Origin of the sequence: Crossiella sp. SN42 (assembly GCF_023897065.1) — a bacterium.
Classification (GTDB): domain Bacteria; phylum Actinomycetota; class Actinomycetes; order Mycobacteriales; family Pseudonocardiaceae; genus Crossiella.
In genome coordinates this window covers 88,553-105,221 of sequence record NZ_JAMHIV010000007.1, presented here as the reverse complement: position 1 = coordinate 105,221, position 16,669 = coordinate 88,553, and the positions used below count along the sequence as shown (strand labels likewise).

Annotated in this window: 20 protein-coding genes; 5 read left to right on the top strand and 15 right to left on the bottom strand. The window is 72.7% G+C overall.

What is annotated here, in order from left to right:
* Positions 1–116 precede the first annotated feature (116 nt).
* Positions 117–890 (top strand): putative protein N(5)-glutamine methyltransferase, encoded by a 774-nt coding sequence (locus tag M8C13_RS10435; protein WP_252480317.1) that lies wholly within the window; start codon positions 117–119, stop codon positions 888–890.
* On the opposite strand, the gene M8C13_RS10430 is transcribed toward M8C13_RS10435, so the two are convergent.
* The 5 genes from M8C13_RS10430 to M8C13_RS10410 form a co-directional block, all read right to left on the bottom strand.
* The gene (locus tag M8C13_RS10430) at positions 887–1,060 is read right to left on the bottom strand and encodes a hypothetical protein (protein WP_252480316.1); all 174 of its coding nucleotides are present in this window, start codon (positions 1,058–1,060) and stop codon (positions 887–889) included. The two genes, M8C13_RS10435 and M8C13_RS10430, sit on opposite strands and share 4 nt — an antisense overlap.
* Before the next feature lie 18 nt (positions 1,061–1,078).
* A complete protein-coding gene (locus M8C13_RS10425) occupies positions 1,079–2,605 on the bottom strand; it encodes an alkaline phosphatase (protein WP_252480315.1) in 1,527 nt (508 codons plus the stop codon).
* Between the two features lie 14 nt (positions 2,606–2,619).
* A complete protein-coding gene (locus M8C13_RS10420; RefSeq protein WP_252480314.1) occupies positions 2,620–3,006 on the bottom strand; it encodes a hypothetical protein in 387 nt (128 codons plus the stop codon).
* A 120-nt stretch (positions 3,007–3,126) separates the two neighbouring features.
* A complete protein-coding gene (locus M8C13_RS10415; protein ID WP_252480313.1) occupies positions 3,127–4,485 on the bottom strand; it encodes a S9 family peptidase in 1,359 nt (452 codons plus the stop codon).
* A 107-nt stretch (positions 4,486–4,592) separates the two neighbouring features.
* Positions 4,593–5,159, bottom strand: a complete 567-nt coding sequence (locus M8C13_RS10410) for a helix-turn-helix domain-containing protein (RefSeq protein ID WP_252480312.1) — start codon at positions 5,157–5,159, stop codon at positions 4,593–4,595.
* A gap of 60 nt (positions 5,160–5,219) precedes the next feature.
* Between M8C13_RS10410 and M8C13_RS10405 the strand changes: the two genes are divergently transcribed.
* Positions 5,220–5,708, top strand: coding sequence for a GbsR/MarR family transcriptional regulator (locus tag M8C13_RS10405; RefSeq protein ID WP_252480311.1), 489 nt, complete (start codon positions 5,220–5,222; stop codon positions 5,706–5,708).
* On the top strand, positions 5,705–6,319 hold the full coding sequence (locus M8C13_RS10400) for a GNAT family N-acetyltransferase (RefSeq protein WP_252480310.1): 615 nt from the start codon (positions 5,705–5,707) through the stop codon (positions 6,317–6,319). Before M8C13_RS10405 ends, M8C13_RS10400 begins: the two co-directional genes overlap by 4 nt.
* Here the strand turns inward: M8C13_RS10400 and M8C13_RS10395 are convergent.
* The 4 genes from M8C13_RS10395 to M8C13_RS10380 all read right to left on the bottom strand — a co-directional run bounded on the left by M8C13_RS10395 (position 6,252) and on the right by M8C13_RS10380 (position 8,983).
* Positions 6,252–6,497 carry a DUF397 domain-containing protein gene (locus tag M8C13_RS10395; protein ID WP_252480309.1) on the bottom strand — a complete coding sequence of 82 codons (246 nt, stop codon included), beginning with the start codon at positions 6,495–6,497 and terminating at the stop codon, positions 6,252–6,254. The two genes, M8C13_RS10400 and M8C13_RS10395, sit on opposite strands and share 68 nt — an antisense overlap.
* Positions 6,498–6,511: 14 nt before the next feature.
* Positions 6,512–7,360: a helix-turn-helix transcriptional regulator gene (locus M8C13_RS10390; protein ID WP_252480308.1), complete on the bottom strand. Its 849-nt coding sequence runs from the start codon at positions 7,358–7,360 to the stop codon at positions 6,512–6,514.
* A gap of 67 nt (positions 7,361–7,427) precedes the next feature.
* Positions 7,428–8,387, bottom strand: coding sequence for a CU044_5270 family protein (locus tag M8C13_RS10385; RefSeq protein WP_252480307.1), 960 nt, complete (start codon positions 8,385–8,387; stop codon positions 7,428–7,430).
* Positions 8,384–8,983 (bottom strand): RNA polymerase sigma factor, encoded by a 600-nt coding sequence (locus M8C13_RS10380; RefSeq protein ID WP_252480306.1) that lies wholly within the window; start codon positions 8,981–8,983, stop codon positions 8,384–8,386. Before M8C13_RS10380 ends, M8C13_RS10385 begins: the two co-directional genes overlap by 4 nt.
* 90 nt (positions 8,984–9,073) lie before the next feature.
* Here M8C13_RS10380 and M8C13_RS10375 point away from each other — a divergent pair, with 90 nt between their 5' ends.
* Positions 9,074–9,892: a class I SAM-dependent methyltransferase gene (locus M8C13_RS10375; protein WP_252480305.1), complete on the top strand. Its 819-nt coding sequence runs from the start codon at positions 9,074–9,076 to the stop codon at positions 9,890–9,892.
* Here M8C13_RS10375 and M8C13_RS10370 read toward each other — a convergent pair.
* The 4 genes from M8C13_RS10370 to M8C13_RS10355 all read right to left on the bottom strand — a co-directional run bounded on the left by M8C13_RS10370 (position 9,889) and on the right by M8C13_RS10355 (position 13,057).
* Positions 9,889–10,683, bottom strand: coding sequence for an SDR family oxidoreductase (locus M8C13_RS10370; protein WP_252480304.1), 795 nt, complete (start codon positions 10,681–10,683; stop codon positions 9,889–9,891). The two genes, M8C13_RS10375 and M8C13_RS10370, sit on opposite strands and share 4 nt — an antisense overlap.
* 57 nt (positions 10,684–10,740) lie before the next feature.
* On the bottom strand, positions 10,741–11,499 hold the full coding sequence (locus M8C13_RS10365) for a DUF899 family protein (RefSeq protein ID WP_252480303.1): 759 nt from the start codon (positions 11,497–11,499) through the stop codon (positions 10,741–10,743).
* A gap of 55 nt (positions 11,500–11,554) precedes the next feature.
* On the bottom strand, positions 11,555–12,004 hold the full coding sequence (locus M8C13_RS10360; RefSeq protein ID WP_252480302.1) for a hypothetical protein: 450 nt from the start codon (positions 12,002–12,004) through the stop codon (positions 11,555–11,557).
* A gap of 114 nt (positions 12,005–12,118) precedes the next feature.
* A complete protein-coding gene (locus tag M8C13_RS10355) occupies positions 12,119–13,057 on the bottom strand; it encodes a PAC2 family protein (RefSeq protein WP_252480301.1) in 939 nt (312 codons plus the stop codon).
* A gap of 122 nt (positions 13,058–13,179) precedes the next feature.
* Here M8C13_RS10355 and M8C13_RS10350 point away from each other — a divergent pair, with 122 nt between their 5' ends.
* Complete coding sequence (locus tag M8C13_RS10350) at positions 13,180–13,833, top strand: HAD-IA family hydrolase (RefSeq protein WP_252480456.1); 654 nt, start codon at positions 13,180–13,182, stop codon at positions 13,831–13,833.
* 358 nt (positions 13,834–14,191) lie between these two features.
* On the opposite strand, the gene M8C13_RS10345 is transcribed toward M8C13_RS10350, so the two are convergent.
* Together M8C13_RS10345 and M8C13_RS10340 are read right to left on the bottom strand one after the other, a co-directional pair.
* Complete coding sequence (locus tag M8C13_RS10345) at positions 14,192–15,034, bottom strand: GNAT family N-acetyltransferase (protein WP_252480300.1); 843 nt, start codon at positions 15,032–15,034, stop codon at positions 14,192–14,194.
* A gap of 40 nt (positions 15,035–15,074) precedes the next feature.
* The gene (locus M8C13_RS10340; RefSeq protein ID WP_252480299.1) at positions 15,075–16,622 is read right to left on the bottom strand and encodes a hypothetical protein; all 1,548 of its coding nucleotides are present in this window, start codon (positions 16,620–16,622) and stop codon (positions 15,075–15,077) included.
* Positions 16,623–16,669: the final 47 nt, after the last annotated feature.

Below are 16,669 nucleotides of genomic sequence, written 5' to 3'. Positions count from 1 at the left end.
GGAGGTGGGACCCATTACCGCTTGTGCAGCGGGGTGCTCTCGCCACCCGGACCCGCGGTTCGCCTGACCGCGTCGATCCCGAGCGCCCCTACTCGGCATTCCGGAAGGCGCGTTCCATGACGACCCTGTCTGTCTTCACCACCATCACCGCCCGCCTGCGGGCCGCCGGCTGCGTCTTCGCCGAGGACGAGGCCCAATTGATCCTGTCCACCGCCCCGCTCCCGGCCGCCATCGAGGCCATGGTGCTGCGCCGGATCGCCGGCGAACCCCTGGAGCACGTGCTCGGCTGGGCGGAGTTCCACGGCCTGCGCATCGCGGTCGACCCCGGTGTGTTCGTGCCCCGCCGCCGCACCGAGTTCCTGGTCAGCCGCGCGGTCGCGCTGGCCAAACCCGGGGCGGTGGTGCTCGACCTGTGCTGCGGCTCCGGCGCGCTGGGCGCGGCCATCGAGGTCGAGCTGGGCGAGGTGGAGCTGCACGCCGCCGACATCGACCCGGCCGCGGTGCGCTGCGCCCGCCGCAACGTCCTCGGCCCGGTCCACCAGGGCGACCTGTACGAACCGCTGCCCGCCGACCTGCGCGGCCGGATCGACGTGCTGGTGGCCAACGCGCCCTACGTGCCCACCGAGGCCATTGGCCTGCTGCCGGCCGAGGCCAGGCTGCACGAGCCGTGGGTGGCCCTGGACGGCGGACCGGACGGCCTGGACGTGCAGCGCAGGGTCGCCGCCGGGGCCGCGGACTGGCTGGCTCCCGGCGGTCACCTGCTGGTGGAGACCAGCGCCCGGCAGGCCCCGCGCACCGCCGACACCTTCGCCGCCTGCGGGCTGGTGCCGGAGATCGCCGAGGACGAGGAAGCGGGAGCCACCGTCGTCATCGGGCAGCGCCCGGCCTAGTCCTTGTCTTCAGTGGGTTCGGCCGCCTTGCGCTGGGCGGGGCGGCCGAACCGCACGACACCGGAGTCCAGGTCCAGGGGTCCGCGCTCGAACTTCTCGCCGGTGCCGTCCTCATCGGAGGTCACCTTGCCGAGCTTGCGGCTGGGGAACAGTTCACCAAGCTGTGCCATGCCCCCCACGGTACTTCGTCAGAGCCGCTGCACCCCCGGTTTGCCGTCCAGCACCGCGAACCTGCGCGCCACCGACAGCGTCACCTTGGCCGGATCCTTCTCCAGCACCGAGGACACCTGCATGAACTCCGCGGTCAGCTGCGCCGGGGTGAGCGTGGCCCGCACGTAGCCGCGGGTGTGCCCGACGTAGTTGAGGTGCGGGTTCTTGGCCAGCCCGGCGGGCGGGGTGGTGGAGCTGTGCGAGGTGATCGAGGTGGTGACCAGCTCCGCGCCCACGATCGGCGAGCTGTGCTGGAAGTAGTTCAGCCGCAGGTTGTTCGCCCAGGCCCGGTGCACGTCGCCGGTGAGCACCACCGGGTTGCGCACGCCTCGGTCGATCCAGCCCTGGGTGATCCGCTCCCGGTTGCGCCGGTAGCCGTCCCAGGCGTCGGTGGAGACGTCGCAGGTGCCTGCCGCGCCGTCGGTGTCGCGCTGGGCGAAGAAGACCTGCTGGCCCAGGATGTCCCAGCGCGACTCCTTGACCGCGAGCCGATCGAGGAGCCACTTCTCCTGGGCGGCGCCGGTGAGGGTGCGCGCCTCCTTGGTGATCTCCGCGCAGGACCCGGCCGGGGCTTGCAGCCAGCGGTGCTGGCGGGTGTCCATCAGGTGGAAGCGGGCCAGTGAGCCCCAGGCCACCCCGCGATAGAGGTTGATCTTGCCGCTGGCTGGTTTCATCGCCTTGGGCAGCGGCATGTTCTCCCAGAACGCCTGGAACGAGGCCTGCCTGCGGGCCGCGGCGGGTTCGGTGTGGCCACCGGCCCAGTTGTTGCGCAGCTCGTGGTCGTCGAAGACCACCAGCCAGGGCGCGGCGGCGTGCGCGGCCCGCAGCATCGGATCGAGGCGGTGCTGGGCGTAGCGGATGCGGTACTCGCCCAGGGTGTCGGTCTCGTCGAAGTCGGTGTAGCCGCGCACCTTGGTGGCCTGCCCGGAGGGCTTCTCGTACATGTAGTCGCCGAGGAAGAGCACCAGGTCCGGCCGGTCGGCGGCCAGGTAGCGGTAGGCGTGGTACCAGCCCTCCTCGAAGTGCGCGCAGGAGGCGAAGGAGAAGGTCAGCTTGGCCGGCTCGGTCCCGGCCGCGGGCGCGGTGCGGGTGCGGCCGACGGGGGAGAGGGCGGCCCCTGCCTTGAACCGGTAGAAGTACTCCCGGCCGGGCTGCAAGCCGCGGGGTTCAGCGTGCACGCTGTGGCCCTCGGCGGCCACCGCGGTCTCCTTGCCCGTGGCCACGACCGCGGTCATCGCCGCGTCGGTGGCCACCTGCCACTCCACCTCCACCGCCGCGGCGCCCATGCCGCCGTCGGGGTCCAGGGGGTTCTGCGCGAGGCGGGTCCACAGCACCATGCCGTCCGGGCGCGGTTCCCCGGAGCCGACGCCGAGGGTGAACGGGTCGGCCAGCGGCGCGAGGCGGCGGGCGGGGGCGTCGGAGAGGCCGAGCACGGTGGCGGGGGCGGCCAGGGCTCCGGTGGTGGCCAGGCCGGTGACCAGGAACAGACGACGGTTCAGCGACATCGGGATCCTCCTGGTCAGGCTCGGTCGGTGACGGTGACGCCGCAGGTGCTCTCCAGCACGTCCTTGGTGCCGTGCTCGCCGAGGCAGACCCGGTAGTGCACCCAGCTGCCCTCGGCCAGTTCCAGGTTCGCGGTGACGCTGGTGCCCTTGCCCTTGGCGTTCCACACCAGGTGCGGGCCGGTGCCGTCGGGCAGCCAGTAGAGCAGCACCGCGGAGTGGCCGTCGCCGACCTGGTCGGTGACGGTGAAGACCTCGCCGAGGGACTTGAACGAGGCCTTGCCCGCGCAGGCGGCATCCGCGGTGCAGCGGGAGGAGTCGGCCAGCGCGGCCGGGGCGCTCGACAGCGCCGCCACCAGGGCGGCGCCGCCGACTATGAGCGTGCGTAACGGGATTCCGGTCATGGACACCTGCCGTGGTGGGGGACGGCACGGCGTGGTTACCTGTTGGCAACCTTGCCGCAGGAACAGTCAGTTCCTAACATGCGGTGCGGGACCGGGGTAGCGCCGTTCAGCGGTTGTGGATCAGGGCAGCAGCAGGCCCCAGTACAGGCCGAAGGGCACCAGCACCGCGGTCCCGGCCAGCAGCAGCGGCAGCCGCACCCGCGCGACCACCTCCGCCCGCTCCCGCCGCCAGGCCAGCGCGGTGACCACCCCGGCCACCACGGTGGCCAGCCACAGCAGTTGCAGCGCCAGGTAGGGCAGCGGGCGGCCGAGGATGATCGGACCGCCGACCACAGAGGCGTTGCTGCTGAACAGGAACGCGAAGTAGCCGAGCGCGCCCAGCACTGCCACGCCACCCAGTCCGGCCAGCCAGCGCGCCGGGCGCACCGACCGGGTCCGCCGCAGCGCGCCGACCCCGTAACCGAGGAAGCCGAGCAGCATCAGGGCCAGCGCGGCCAGCTGGAGCCAGCCCGCCTCCCACCAGGACAGGGGTTCCCTCGGCAGGGTGCGCGCCTCCTGCCTGGCCGGAGCGTCCACAGTGGAGGCCGCGGTGCTGAAGGCGGTGGTGTTCACCCAGTCGCCCAACAGGTCCAGGTAGCCCGGCTGGTAGTCCGCGCGCTTGGTGAAGCCGCGGTCGTCGGTGCCCAGGACGCGGTGCTGACCGTCCGGATAGGTCTTGAGCGTGTGCTGCCGGTGCCCGGTGCGGGCGAAGGTGTCCCGGTAGACCTCCAGGGACTCACCGGGCGGGGTGAGCACGTCGTAGCCGCCCCACACCGCGAGCACCGGCACGGTCACCTTCGCCAGCGTGGGCACCGGGTCGTAGAACGGTTCCGGGAACACCCCGCCCTCGGTGACCTGCCGCATCGCGGTGCGCAGGAAGTGGTTGAGCGAGCCCTGGAGGCCGTGCCGGCGGGCCCGGTTGGCGATCGCCCAGGTCTCCTGCCGGGCCGGGGTCAACCCGTTGGCGCCCACCGTGATCAGGAACCGGACCTCGGCCGAGCGGGTCGCGGCCAGCGGGGCCACCCAGCCGCCCTCGGAGAAGCCGAACACCCCGATCCGGGCCGGGTCGACGTCCGGCCGGTTCCGCAGCAGCGCGAGCCCGGCGAGGGCGTCGTCGGCGAGCTGGGTGTAGTCCCGGTGGAACTTGGAGTAGCCCTCGGTGCGCTTGCGGTAGGTCAGCGCGACGATCCCGGCCCTGGCGAAGGCCTGCGCCTCGGGCAGCATGTTGTCCGCCTCGGTGGCCCCGGAACCGCTGATCAGCACCACCGCCGGGTGGCGGCCGGGCGTGCCGGGGGAGGTGACCAGAGCAGGGAAGTTCAGTCCCTCCCGGCTGAAGCTGACCTGTTCCGACCGCGAGGACGGTTGGGCGTGACCGGGTAAGGCAGCAGCGAGCGTCGCGGTGACCGCGAGCAGCGTGGCGAGCTTGATCCGGAGCAGCACAGGGTGCTCTCCTTTCCATGCGGAGGTTGCGTACACGGGAAATGGCGCGTGCTTCCGTTGCTCCGGTGTCGCCGAGCGGCAACTCGGCGACACCGGTCTTCCTTTTCTCAGCCGTCCCCTGGATCGGGGAAGGCAACCCAGCGCACCAGCAGGCGGCGGGAGTCGGGGGCGTCCGGGTCGTGCTGCTCCCGGTACCGGTTGAGCAGGTCGAGGTAGTCGGCGAAGAACCGGCCCAGCTCCTCCTGGGTCAGGGTGAGCGCGCCCCTGGAGTAGGGCACCGCGTCCCGCCACTCGCCGAACTCGGCCCGGCGCTCGGCAAAGCGCGCGTAGGTGGCCAGGTCGGCGGCCAGGCCCTCGTCGGCGAGCTTGGCCAGCAGGGCCTGCACCTCCGGCGGCTGCCCGGCGGCGCGGGGGAAGCGGATGTCCTTGGCGGTGGGCCGCCACCAGCGTTGCTTGCCGTGGCCCAGCTCCGGGTCCTCGCGGATGAAGTCGTGCCGGGCGAGCTGGCGCAGGTGGTAGCTGGTGGCCCCGGTGTTCTGCCCGAGCGCGGCGGCCAGGGTGGTCGCGGTGGCCGGGCCGTTGCGGTGCAGCTCCCGCAGGATGCGCTGCCGCAGCGGGTGCGTGAAGGCCTTCAGCGCCGCTGGGTCGGTCAGCTCCCGGGGAGACTCGGTCATAGTTGCAAAGATACCTGTGCAAAGAAAGTTGTGCACGCGGGGGTGTGGTAAACCCGGGTCATGAACGACATCGAGCCCGAACGGCCCCGCGACGAGGAAGCGGTGGCCCGGTTCGTGGAGCGGTTCGCCCTGCTGATGACCGAGGGCGGCATGCAGCGGATGGCGGCCAGGGTGTTCGCGCTGATCATGGCCTCACCCGAGGGCGCGCACACCGCGGCCGAGATCGCCCAGCGGCTGGACATCAGCCCGGCCGCGGTCTCCGGCGCGGTCCGCTACCTGACCGAGCTGCGGCTCATCGTCCGCGACCGCGAGCCCGGCCAGCGCCGGGACGTCTTCCGGATCGGCGAGCTGTTCTGGTACGACACCATGGCCCGCAAGAACCGGGCGGTGACCGACCTGCTGGCCGTGGCCGCCGAGGGCGTGGCCGTGCTCGGCCCGGGCACCCCGGCCGGGCACCGGATGCTGGTCACCCAGGACTTCCTCACGCACATGACCACCGAGCTGCCCAAGCTGCTCGACCGCTGGCGCGCCGAGCGGGCCGCCGGATGACCGAGCTCCGCATCCGCCCGGCCGAACGCGCCGACCTGCCCGCGCTGACCGACCTGCTGGTGCGGGCCTTCGCGCCGGACGAGTTCATCGGCTGGGTCTACCTGGACCCGGCCAGCCGCGCCCGCGTGCACGGCCGGATGACCGGGGACGCGCTGCGCCGCCACTACCTGCCCGGCGGCGGGGTGGAGGTCGCGGTGGACACCGAGGGCAGGCTGCTCGGCGGCGGCGTGTGGGCCCCGCCCGACCCGCCGAAGAGCAGCCGCTGGGGCAAGGCGCTGCTGATGCCCGGCATCCTGGCCGCGATGGGCGCGCGCAACTTCCGCGAGTTCGCCGAGCGCGGCCGCGCAGTGGACCGGGCGCTGACCGCGGGCCGGCCGCGCACACCGCACTGGTACCTCTCGCTGCTGGCCGCCGACCCGGACCGGCAGCGCACCGGCGTCGGCGGCGCGCTGCTGCGCTCCCGGCTGACCCGTACCCGGCTGCCCGCCTACCTGGAGTGCGTGCCGGACAACGTCGGCTACTACGAGCGCTTCGGCTTCACCGTCACCGAGAAGCTGGACCTGCCGCCGGGCGCCCCGGCGCTGTTCGGGATGTGGCGGGAACCGAGCTGAGGAAGGCCAGCCAGGCGGCCGGGGCGAACTCCAGCACCGGCCCCTCCGGCTGCTTGGAGTCGCGCACCCCGGTCAGCCCGTCCGCCCAGGCCACCTCCACGCAGTCCGCGCCGGTGCCGCTGCGGCTGCTGCGCCGCCACCGTGCCCGCGCCCAGCGCGCACTCGCCGATCGGTCCATCAGTTTCCGCTCCTTCACGCCTGGTCGTACTGCTTGGCCAGACCGGCGATGAACTCCACCGACCGCGCCGGGCTGAGCGCGACCTCGATGAGCTTGTCCACCTCGTGCTGGAAGAAGGCCAGCTCCTCCGGCTTGTCCAGGAACAGCCCGGAGATCTTGTGGTCCAGGAAGGCCACCGGCCCCTGCTCGGCGAAGTCCAGCAGGGTGAACGGCCCGTCCAGCCCCGCGTGCCCGCCCAGGTCGAAGGGCAGCACCTGCAAGGTCACCGAGGGCCGCTCCGCGGTGTCCAGCAGCTGCCGCAGCTGCCGGGCCATCACCCGAGGGCTGCCCAGCACCCGCCGCAGCGCCATCTCGTCCATGATCGCGTGGTACTCCGGCGGGAGGTCCCGGCTGAGCACCGCCTGCCTGCCCATCCGGATCGCCACCCTGGGCTCCACATCGGCCTCCGGCACGCCCGCGGCCTTCATCAGCGCCCTGGTGTAGTCGGCGGTCTGCAGCAGGCCGGGGATGAGCAGCGGCTGGCAGCTGTCGATCCGGATGGCCTCGTTCTCCAGCCGGATCAGCGTCCTGACCTCCTCCGACAGCGGCCCGCTCAGCTCCCACCAGGCGTCCTCGCCGGCCCGCTCGGCCAGGGTGAGCAGCCGCTGCCGCTCCACGCCGACCACCCGGTAGATGGCCAGCATGGAGGCGGCGTCGGCCGGGGTCACGCCCTGTTTCCCGGTCTCCATCCTGGAGACCTTGGACGCCTGCCAGCCCAGCTCCGCGGCCACCTGCACGCAGGTCAGCCCGCGCTGTTTGCGCAGGGCGCGGAGCTCACCGCCCACACTGCGCCCAGGCAGGATGGCGTGCTTCGGGCTGGACATGACCCCACGTATACCTGTACGCAAATTTGCGAGCAGAGTCAGGCCCTCGGCTGACCCGATGAGGTGATCACGGCAGCTGACCGGGCTTGTCCACCACGGCCCGCCGGATGATCTCCTCCGGGCCGCGGACCTCCCCGGCCTTGCCGTAGCCGGTGTCCCGCAGGGTGACCTTGCGTTCACCGAGGAAGTCGAAGCTGTCGCGGTGGAAGAGCAGGTCGAGCCGGTCGGCGCCGTTGTCGAAGAGGAAGCCGACCGCCAGCGCCGGCCTGCCGAGTCCGTCGACGGTCTCGCCGACCAGCTGCACCCCGGGGATCTTGGCCGCGGCCCGGTAGATCGCGGAGAGCACCGCGGGGGAGGCCACCGGGAACTTGAGCAGGTCGCTCAGGTGCCGGAACGCGGTCAGGTCCCGGGGCTTGTCCGACGGGATGTCCTGGTACAGCCAGGCCAGCAGCTGGTCCGGATCGGTGGGCAACTTGGTCTGCTCGAAGTGGTGCGTCCTCGGGTTGGTGCTCTCGTTGTAGCTCGAAGTCTCGCGCAGCGGCGCGCCGTTCATCCGGCTGAAGCTCTGCTTGGCCGGGTCCATGGCCAGCCAGGACTCCACGATGTTGTACTCCGGGCCGGGCAGTTCGGTGACCTTGCCGTCGGAATCGGCCCTGTGGCCCCGCCACTGGTTGCGGCTCTTGACGTAGATGTACTGGTCCGGCCGGACGTTCGAGGGCACCGCGATGGCGGACTGGGCCGCCCTGGCCAGCACCGAGGCGACCGTCCGGTCCTCGGCGGAGGGCCCCGCTTCGGGCCGCACCAGCGCGGGCACCACCACCAGCACCGCGGTCACCGCGGCCGCCAGCGCGAGCGGCACCGCGACCATCGGCCACCGCACCCGCGCCCGCCCGGCTCGGGGCGCGGCCGCGTCGATCCGCTGGAGCAGGTCGGTCCGCAGCTCGGCCTGCCGCTGCTGGAGGAGGGCCGGGGCTTGCGGTGGCGGCAGCAGGCGGGCCAGCTCGGCCCGGTCGTTTTGGTCGTTCATCGGAAGCTCTCCTGGGTCGAAAGTGCCTGGTCACCTGCTACCTGTCCGGCTCGTGGCGGTGGTTCCGCGGCCAGCGACCGCAACTTGGCCCTGGCCCTGGACAGCCGGGAGCGGACCGTGCCGACCGGGATGCCCAGCGCCTGCGCGGTCTCGGCGTAGTCCAGCCCGGCCCACACGCACAGCGTCACCACCTCCCGCTCGGCCCGCCGCAGCTTGGCCAGCGCGGCCTTGGCCCGGTCCAGCAGTTCCCCGTCGTGCCACCGGCCGACCAGCTCGTCGGTGAAGTCCGGCACCGACTCCGGCGGCGGCAGCTTGGTCAGCGCGAGCTGGTGGCGCCGCGCGGCCCGCGCGGTGTTGCGCAGCACGTTGACCGCGATGCCGAACAGCCAGGGCCGTACCGAGTCCCCTTCCGGATCCAGCCGTTCCCGGACCCGCCAGGCCTCCAGGAAGGTCAGCGAGACCACGTCCTCGGCCGTCGAGGAGTTGCCGGTGACCCGGGTGGCGTGCCGGTGCACCGCCGCGGCGTGCTCGTCGAACAGCTCTCCGAAGGCGACCGGATCGCCTGCGCGCAACCTGGCGCGAATGGATGTCCCCACACCTCTGCCTGTCCGCGGCCCAGCCCGAGTTCCCGTTTCGAGCCTATTGCCGGATGCGCGGCGCGGGGGGATAGCGCGATCATCGGCGGGGTGAGCAGGGAGAAGATCGACTATCGCGAGGTGCGGGAGACCAACCTGGCCACGCTGTACGGGCGGGCGGTGCACAGCGCGGAACCCGAGCCGATCCTGCGGGACGAGGTCGCCGAAGAGCTGGTGGCCCGGATCGACTACGACTTCGGGCGGATGCGCATCGACCGGGCCGCCGCGGCGGCGGTGGCGCTGCGGGCCCGCCAGTTCGACGAGTGGGCGGCGACCTTCCTGCGCCGCCACCCCGACGCGGTGGTGCTGCACCTGGCCTGCGGCCTGGACAGCCGCTACCTGCGACTACGCCCGCCCGCCACGGTGGACTGGTTCGACGTGGACTTCCCGGACGTGGTGGACCTGCGCCGCCGCCTGTTCCCGCCGGAACCGCCCGGCTACCACCTGCTGGGCGCCTCGGTCACCGACCCGGACTGGTTGGAGCGGATCCCGGCGGACCGGCCGGGGCTGATGATCACCGAGGGCCTGACCATGTACCTCACCGAGGCCGAGGTGCTGCCGCTGCTGCGCCGGGTCACCGGCCACTTCCCGGCGGGGGAGTTGCAGTTCGACGCGTTCAACCGGCTCGGCGCCCGCGCGAGCAACCACACCCCGCTGCTGCGCAAGACCGGCGCGCGCTTCCAGTGGGGCCTGGACCAGGCCAGGGACCTCGAACGGCAGGTGCCCGGCGCGCGCCTGGCAGAGGAGCGCTCGCCGACCCAGCTGCCCGGCCTGCACCGGCTGCCCCGGCTCTACCGGCTGGCCGCGCACGCCGCCGACCGAGTCGGGCCGCTGCGCCGCCTGTACCGGCTGCTGCGCTACCGGTTCTAGCGGCGGAACCCGCCCTCGGAGTTGATCACCTGCCCGGTGATCCACTCGGCTTCGTCGGTGGCCAGCCAGGAGATCAGCCGGGCCGGGTCGTCCGGCTGTCCCCAGCGGCCCGCGGGCATGCTCTTGGTGACGAACTCGTCGAGCTCAGGTCCCGCCCAGCCGGTGTCCACCGGGCCGGGGTTGACCGCGTTCACCGTGATCCCGGCCTCGGCCAGCTCGTGCGAGATGGTCTGAGTGATCGCGGCCAGCGCGCCCTTGGAGGCGGCGTAGGCGACCTCGCCGGGCATCGGCCCGAGCTGCTGGCCCGAGGTCAGGAACACGATCCGCCCGCCGCGACCGGCCCGGAAGTGGTGGGCGAAGCGCTGGGCGAGCAGCAGCGCGGAGCGGGTGTTCACCGCGTAGTGCCCGTCCAGCTTGGCCGCGGTCATCTCGGCCAGGGTGCCGTCGCCGCCGCTGCGCGCGTGGTTGCACACCAGGATGTCCAGCCGCCCGAACCGCTCGACGGCCGCGTCCACGATCGCCGCGGGCGCATCCGGGGCGGTCAGGTCACCGCCGATCTCCTCGACCCGTCCTGACCCGGCCTCGCGGACCCCGGCCAGCACCTCCGTCAGCGGATCCGCGCCCCAGGGCTGGTCCGCGTCGTGCGGACTGTGGTGGTGCAGCAGCAGGTCCGCGCCGTAGGCGTGCAGGCGGCGGGCGGTGGCGTAGCCGATACCGGCGACCCGGCTGGCCCCGGTCACCAGCGCGACGCGGCCACGCAGCGGGAACGGATCACGTGCGAGATCAGCCACGCGAGCCACCGTAGCGGGCCGCCACGGGGGTGGCGACCGGGTTTCCGGCGGGGGCGGTCAGTGGCAGTCGCCCTGCCTGCCGAGGGTGTCCACCGGGGTCGCGCCGGGGCGGGTCCACTGCGGCACCGGGCGGCTGGTCGGACCCCAGGTGGGGTTGCCCTCGGCGTCGCAGCGCCAGGACCAGCACGACTCGCGCCCCTCCGGCCAGCCCTCGGGGTTGTCCTCCCAGGCCTCGCCGCGGCCGTAGGGGGTCAGGTCGAGCAGCGCGAGGGCGGAGTTGACCGGCTCGTTGCCCCGGCTGGTGGTGGAGTAGGTGAGGAACACGCGCTCGCCCCGGCGCAGGAAGCAGGCCAGGTAGCCCATCTCGCCGCCGATCGGGGCCGGCGCGTCGCGCACCGAGTACCAGGGCTGGCGGTAGCCCATGAACTCCACGTAGGCGGCCACCTCGTGCCAGCGGCCGGTGGTCAGCACGGCGAAGGAGACGCCGCGGGCGTTGAGGTAGGCCGAGTCGTCGAGGTGCCAGGCGGTGGTGGTGCAGCCCTCGCACTGCCCCTGGTGCGGCGCGCCGTCGAACCACATGTGCTGGTAGACCACCAGCTCCTCGCGGCCCTGGAACAGCGCCAGGAACGGCACCGGGCCGTCGGCTCCGATGACCTCGACCGTGCCGTCGAGCTCGACCATCGGCAGCCTGCGGCGGGCCGCGGCCAGGGCGTCACCGGCGCGGGTGTGCGCCTTCTCCCGGACCAGCAGCTCGTCCCTGGCGGCCTGCCAGGTGGCCAGGTCGACCACCGGCGGGTGGGCGGACGTGCTCGTCATGGTGTCCTCCGTGATCTCAGGGGTCACCAGTACAGACTCACCAGCCGGTCAAAAGTCATCGCGGCTGCGCGGGCGGCATCCGCGGAAGCACCACAGGTGCGGTGGTCAGCAGCAAAGCCGCAGGTAGCAGGAACGCGTCCAGGGGGTCCAGGTGGTAGACCGGCACGAAGGCCACCGGGGACAGCGCGCCACCGCCGAAGCGCAGCGACTGCCCCACCGAGACCGCGCCACCCCGGTTGTCCCCGTTGCCTGCCAGCACCAGCGCGTTCAACCCGACCATGATCAGCTGCATGGCCGGGCCCGCGGCCGCCCACAGCAGGCCCACCCCGGCCAGCAGCACCCCACCTGCCACGGTCCCGGTCAGCGCGCAGCGCCGCGCGCCGAAGCGGTCGACCGCCCGGCCGACCGCCCGCGCGGTGAGGATCCCGGTCAGTCCGAACCCGGTCAGCACCAGCCCCCTGGCCCCGGCGGAGAGCTGGAAGTCCTCGTCCAGGCGCAGCGCCACCAGGTAGGACAGCCCGCCCAGGCAGGCCCAGCACGGCCAGCCCGGCGGCCACCACGGCGACCAGCCCGGCGCGCAGCACCGCCGGCCGCCAGGCCAGTCGCCCTGAGCTTCGGCTCAGCGCGCGCCCGGCCCGTGCGGACCCTGGTCGCCGCCCGGTTTGCCCCGGCCGCCGCGGCGGCGCAGGTAGCGCTCGAAGTCCGCGGCGATGGCGTCCCCGCTCAGCTCGGTGAGCCGGTCGTTGATGTCGCCGTCAGGGTCGCCGCGCTCTTCCAGGGAGCGGACGTAGCTGGCCACGTCCTCGTCCTCCTCGGCCATCTCGGTGACCGTGCGCTCCCACTCCTCGGCCTGCTCCGGCAGCGCGCCCAGGGGCACCTCCAGGTCGAGGACCTCCTCCACCCGGTGCAGCAGGGCCAGGGTGGCCTTGGGCGAGGGCGGCTGGGAGACGTAGTGCGGCACCGCGGCCCAGAAGGAGATGGCCGGCACGCCCATCTGCACACACGCGTCCTGGAAGACCCCGACGATGCCGGTGGCCCCCTCGTAGCGGGAGCGTTCCAGCCCGAAGGTCGCCGCCGACTCCGCGTCGTAGGCGGTGCCGGTGACCTGCACCGGGCGGGTGTGCGCGATGTCCATCAGCAGCGCGCCCAGGGTCACCACGGTGGTCACGCCGAGGCTCTCCACGTGGTGCAGCAGCTCGGCGCAGAAGGCCCGCCAGCGCATGTTGGGCTCGATGCCGTGCATGAGCACCACGTCGAAGTCCGCGCCAGGTGGACGGCAGACCGACAGCCTGGTCGTCGGCCACTCCACCCGGCGGGTCACCCCGTCCACCATGTGCACGGTGGGCCTGGTCACCTGGAAGTCGTAGTAGTCGTCCGGGTCGATCTCCGCCAGCGGGGTGGCGTCCCAGGTGAGCTGGAGGTGCTCTATCGCGGTGCTGGCCGCGTCACCTGCGTCGTTCCATCCTTCGAAAGCCGCGATGAGCACCGGGTTGACGAGGGTCGGCGGGTCAGCCCGGGTGTCCTCGGATGCAGCAGGGCGCTCTTCGGGTTCTGTCACCGGGCAAGACTAAGGCCCAGCACCCCCAGCCGGTGCCCGTAGGCTGTCGGCATGTCTGATCATGACGTGTTCACGCTGGTGGAGGCGCGGTGACCGGGTTCCCCGCCGCGGTGCTGTGGGACATGGACGGCACCCTGGTCGACTCGGAGAAGGTCTGGGACATCTCCCTGGACGACCTGGCCGCTGAGCTGGGCGGCACGCTGTCGCTGGCCACCCGCAAGGCGATGACCGGCTCCAGCCAGGACCGCACGATCACCATGCTGTTCACCGAGCTGGGCCGCCCGCACGACCCGGCGGAGATGGCCGCGGCCTCGGCCTGGCTGACCAAGCGCACCGGCGAGCTGTTCTCCGCGGGCCTGCCCTGGCGGCCGGGCGCGCTGGCGGCGCTGCGCCTGGTGCGCGCCAGCGGGTTGCCGACCGCGCTGGTCACCTCCACCCAGCGGGACCTGACCGAGCTGGCCCTGGACAGCATCGGCCGGGAGTTCTTCGACCTCACCCTCTGCGGGGACGAGGTCGGCCGGACCAAGCCGCACCCGGAGCCGTACCTGACCGCGGCCGAGCGCCTCGGCGTCGAGCCCGCCGACTGCGTGGTCGTGGAGGACTCGCCCACCGGAGTGACGGCGGCGGCCGCGGCCGGGTGCACGGTGCTGGTGGTGCCCTGCGAGGTGCCGGTCGAGCCAGGCCCCCGGCGCGTCTTCCGCGACACCCTGGCCGGTCTCGACCTGGCCACCCTGGCCGGATTGCGCGGGGAACTCATTGCGGACACCGCGCACTGATAAAAGGTTGCCAAAACCTCAGTAACGAATAGATCACCGTTTCCGGCGGCCGGAACAAATGCAAGACGCGTTTCTTCCGGCCGCCGAACCGATCAGGTGGTGATCACCTTCCACCCCTCTGCGTGCTGACCCGGGCTGACTGGTCCCAGCCCCGTTTGATGCTGCCTGCCCGGCACTGCCTACCCCTGGCAATGCCGAGCGATCCCCATCTTTCCCCCATGGAAATGCTCCCCAGTTCAGTTGTCACCAAACAATGTGGTGCATGACCAATAATGCCCAAGCCGCCGGAATCGCGCCAACGAAATTAGTTGGATTTTCGATATCCGCAGGTCAGTGCGAAATGATACGGCCGGATGGCTCAGCCCAGTGCCTGCATCAGGGGGCTGAAGAGCCGGTCCCGGTCGCTGGGCAGCGGGCCGCCGTAGGTCATGATCGTGGACTGGAACCCCGGCGTCAGTCCGCGCGCCCGCACCCACTCCATCAGGCCGGTGTGCACGTCGTCGACGTCCACCCGAACCTCCGCCTCGCCCGCCCCTACGGCCAGGTCGGTGACCAGCGCCTTGGCCAGCTCGGGCGTCTCGGCCACCAGCGGGCCGAGCACCAGGTGGTCGTCGTTGCGCCAGGCCCCGGCGAACCCGGTCAGCCTGCCGCCGTCCTCGACCACCCGCAGCTGTTCGGCGAACCCGGGCAGGCGGTTGAGCACGTGTGCCCGGTCGGCCCCGAACACCGCGCGGTCCAGCGCCAGGATCGCGGGCAGGTCCGCGGCGGTGGCCGCCCGGCTGTGCCCAGCCGCGCCGGGTTCGGGCTGGAAGCGGCCCCGGTGGTAGGCGATCCGGCCGTGGCTGTCGAAGCCGAGCTGCTGGTAGAGCCCGAGGCCCTGGGCGGTGGCGGTCAGCGCCAGGGGGGCCCCGCCCGCCTGGGCGATGGCGTGCCGCATGAGCCGTTTGCCCAGGCCCTGGCGGGCGTGCCGGGCGGCGACCAGGACCATGCTGACCGCGACCAGCTCGGCGCCGTGGCGGGTGAGCACCGTGGTCGCGGCCAGTCCGCCGTCGGGGTCGCGCAGCGCGTGCACCTCACCGACCTCCATCAGGAACCGCCACTTGGCCTCCTCACGCGGCCACTCGCGGTCGACCGAGAGCGCGGAGCAGGCGGGCAGGTCAGCGGGGGTGAGGCGCTCGAACGGCGCGGTCGGGGCGATCATGCGTGCAGCATCGCCCCGGCCGCGCCACCGGCCAATTCTTTTAGTCCACGGTGAACCATGGCTCCACCAGCAGGCCGCCGTCACCGGGCACGGCCTCGTAGCGCCCGGTGCGCAGGCCGACCCGGAGGAAACGCGCCTCGATCCGCGTCGCGGCGTAGGGATCCAGGGGCAGCACCACCTGGTCCGGGGTCTCCCACACCAGACCGTGGTCAGGCCAGGTCCGCTTCGGCAGCCAGCGGACGACCCCGGAGGGATCGGCCTCGGCCAGGTCGTACCAGGTCAGCGCGGGCGGGCCCGAGCTGGTGGTGTACAGCCCGGCCGCACCGGGGGCCAGTCGCGCGGTGCCGGGCAGCCACAGTTCGCGGCGCAGCCCGCCGGGTCCGGTGAGCACCAGGCGGTCCTGGGCCTCGATGGTCAGGATCAGCCCGGACCGGCTGTCGGGCAGGCTGATCGGCCCGGTCGGCCACTCGTACTCGGGCAGCCATTCCATCCGGCGGGACCCGTCGGCGAGGTCGACGTGGTGCCGTCGCCGGTAGGACTGGCGGCCGATGTGGTGCTCCTCCACGGTCAGCCACCGCCCCTCCCGGTCCAGCCGCGCGGTGCCGGGCAGCAGCTCCTTGCCCAGCCCGAGCAGCTCCCCGTCCGGCCGGAGCAGCACCGTCGTCTCCGCGGCGAAGACCAGCACGCCGTGCGGGGTCTCCATCGCCCGCCGCGGCGCGGGCACGGTGGGCCAGGTGACCGGTTCGCCCTCCCGCCACCGGGTCAGCGTGCCGTCCTCGGCGAGGATCCCGGCCAGCGGCGGCAGCCCGGCAGGCGGCCGGTAGCCGGGGGAGTCCCACGGCGCGCCCGGCTCCGGCAGCTGGCTGACCCCGCTGGTGTAGGCGGGCTGCTTCGGCGGGTTGGTGGTCAGCGCGAACTGCCCGGACAGGTCGCCGACCACGGTCACCGAGCCCTTGTCCGCGGTCAGCTCGAACGCTTCCCTGACCACCGAGGGCTCCACCAGTAGCCACTCGGCGAGCTCGGGCAGCCGCCAGCGCCGCCCGGTCAGCTCGCTCCAGGCCGCCGTCATCACCAGGTCGGAGGTGAACCAGCTCATCAGGTCGTAGTTGCGCTGCTGGCGGGCGAACCAGCGCGGCACGTCCGCTTCGGCGGCCCAGAACTGCAACCGCCACAGCTTGCCCTCGTCCTGCGCCGGCCGGCTGCACACCCGCACCCGGTAGGCGCCCGGCCCGCCCAGCTCCAGGCCCTCGGTGATCATGCCGCCGGTGAGGAAGGTCAGCCCGACGAACCCGGAGTGGCTCAGGTAGGAGGTCTCGGCCACGTCGGTCCACGGCGCCCGCTCCGGCGGCGGCGGCCCGTCGTGCAGCTCCAGCGCGACCCGGTGGTAGCCGTCGCAGGCGTCCCCGTGCAGCCAGCCGAACCCGCCGATGGCCACGGTGCCGCCACCGAGCACGTCCAGCGCGCCGGGGTTGAGCTGCTCGCCGCCCGCCGGGGGTTCCGGGTCCCCACCGCGGTAGGCGTCGATCAGCACCAGGGTGCCGTACTCGGGCAGGTACTCGTCGTCGATGAACATCCCCAGGAGAGCCACCCGGCGAAACTAGCGGCTGGCACCGACAGGGCGGCACTACCCGCAGG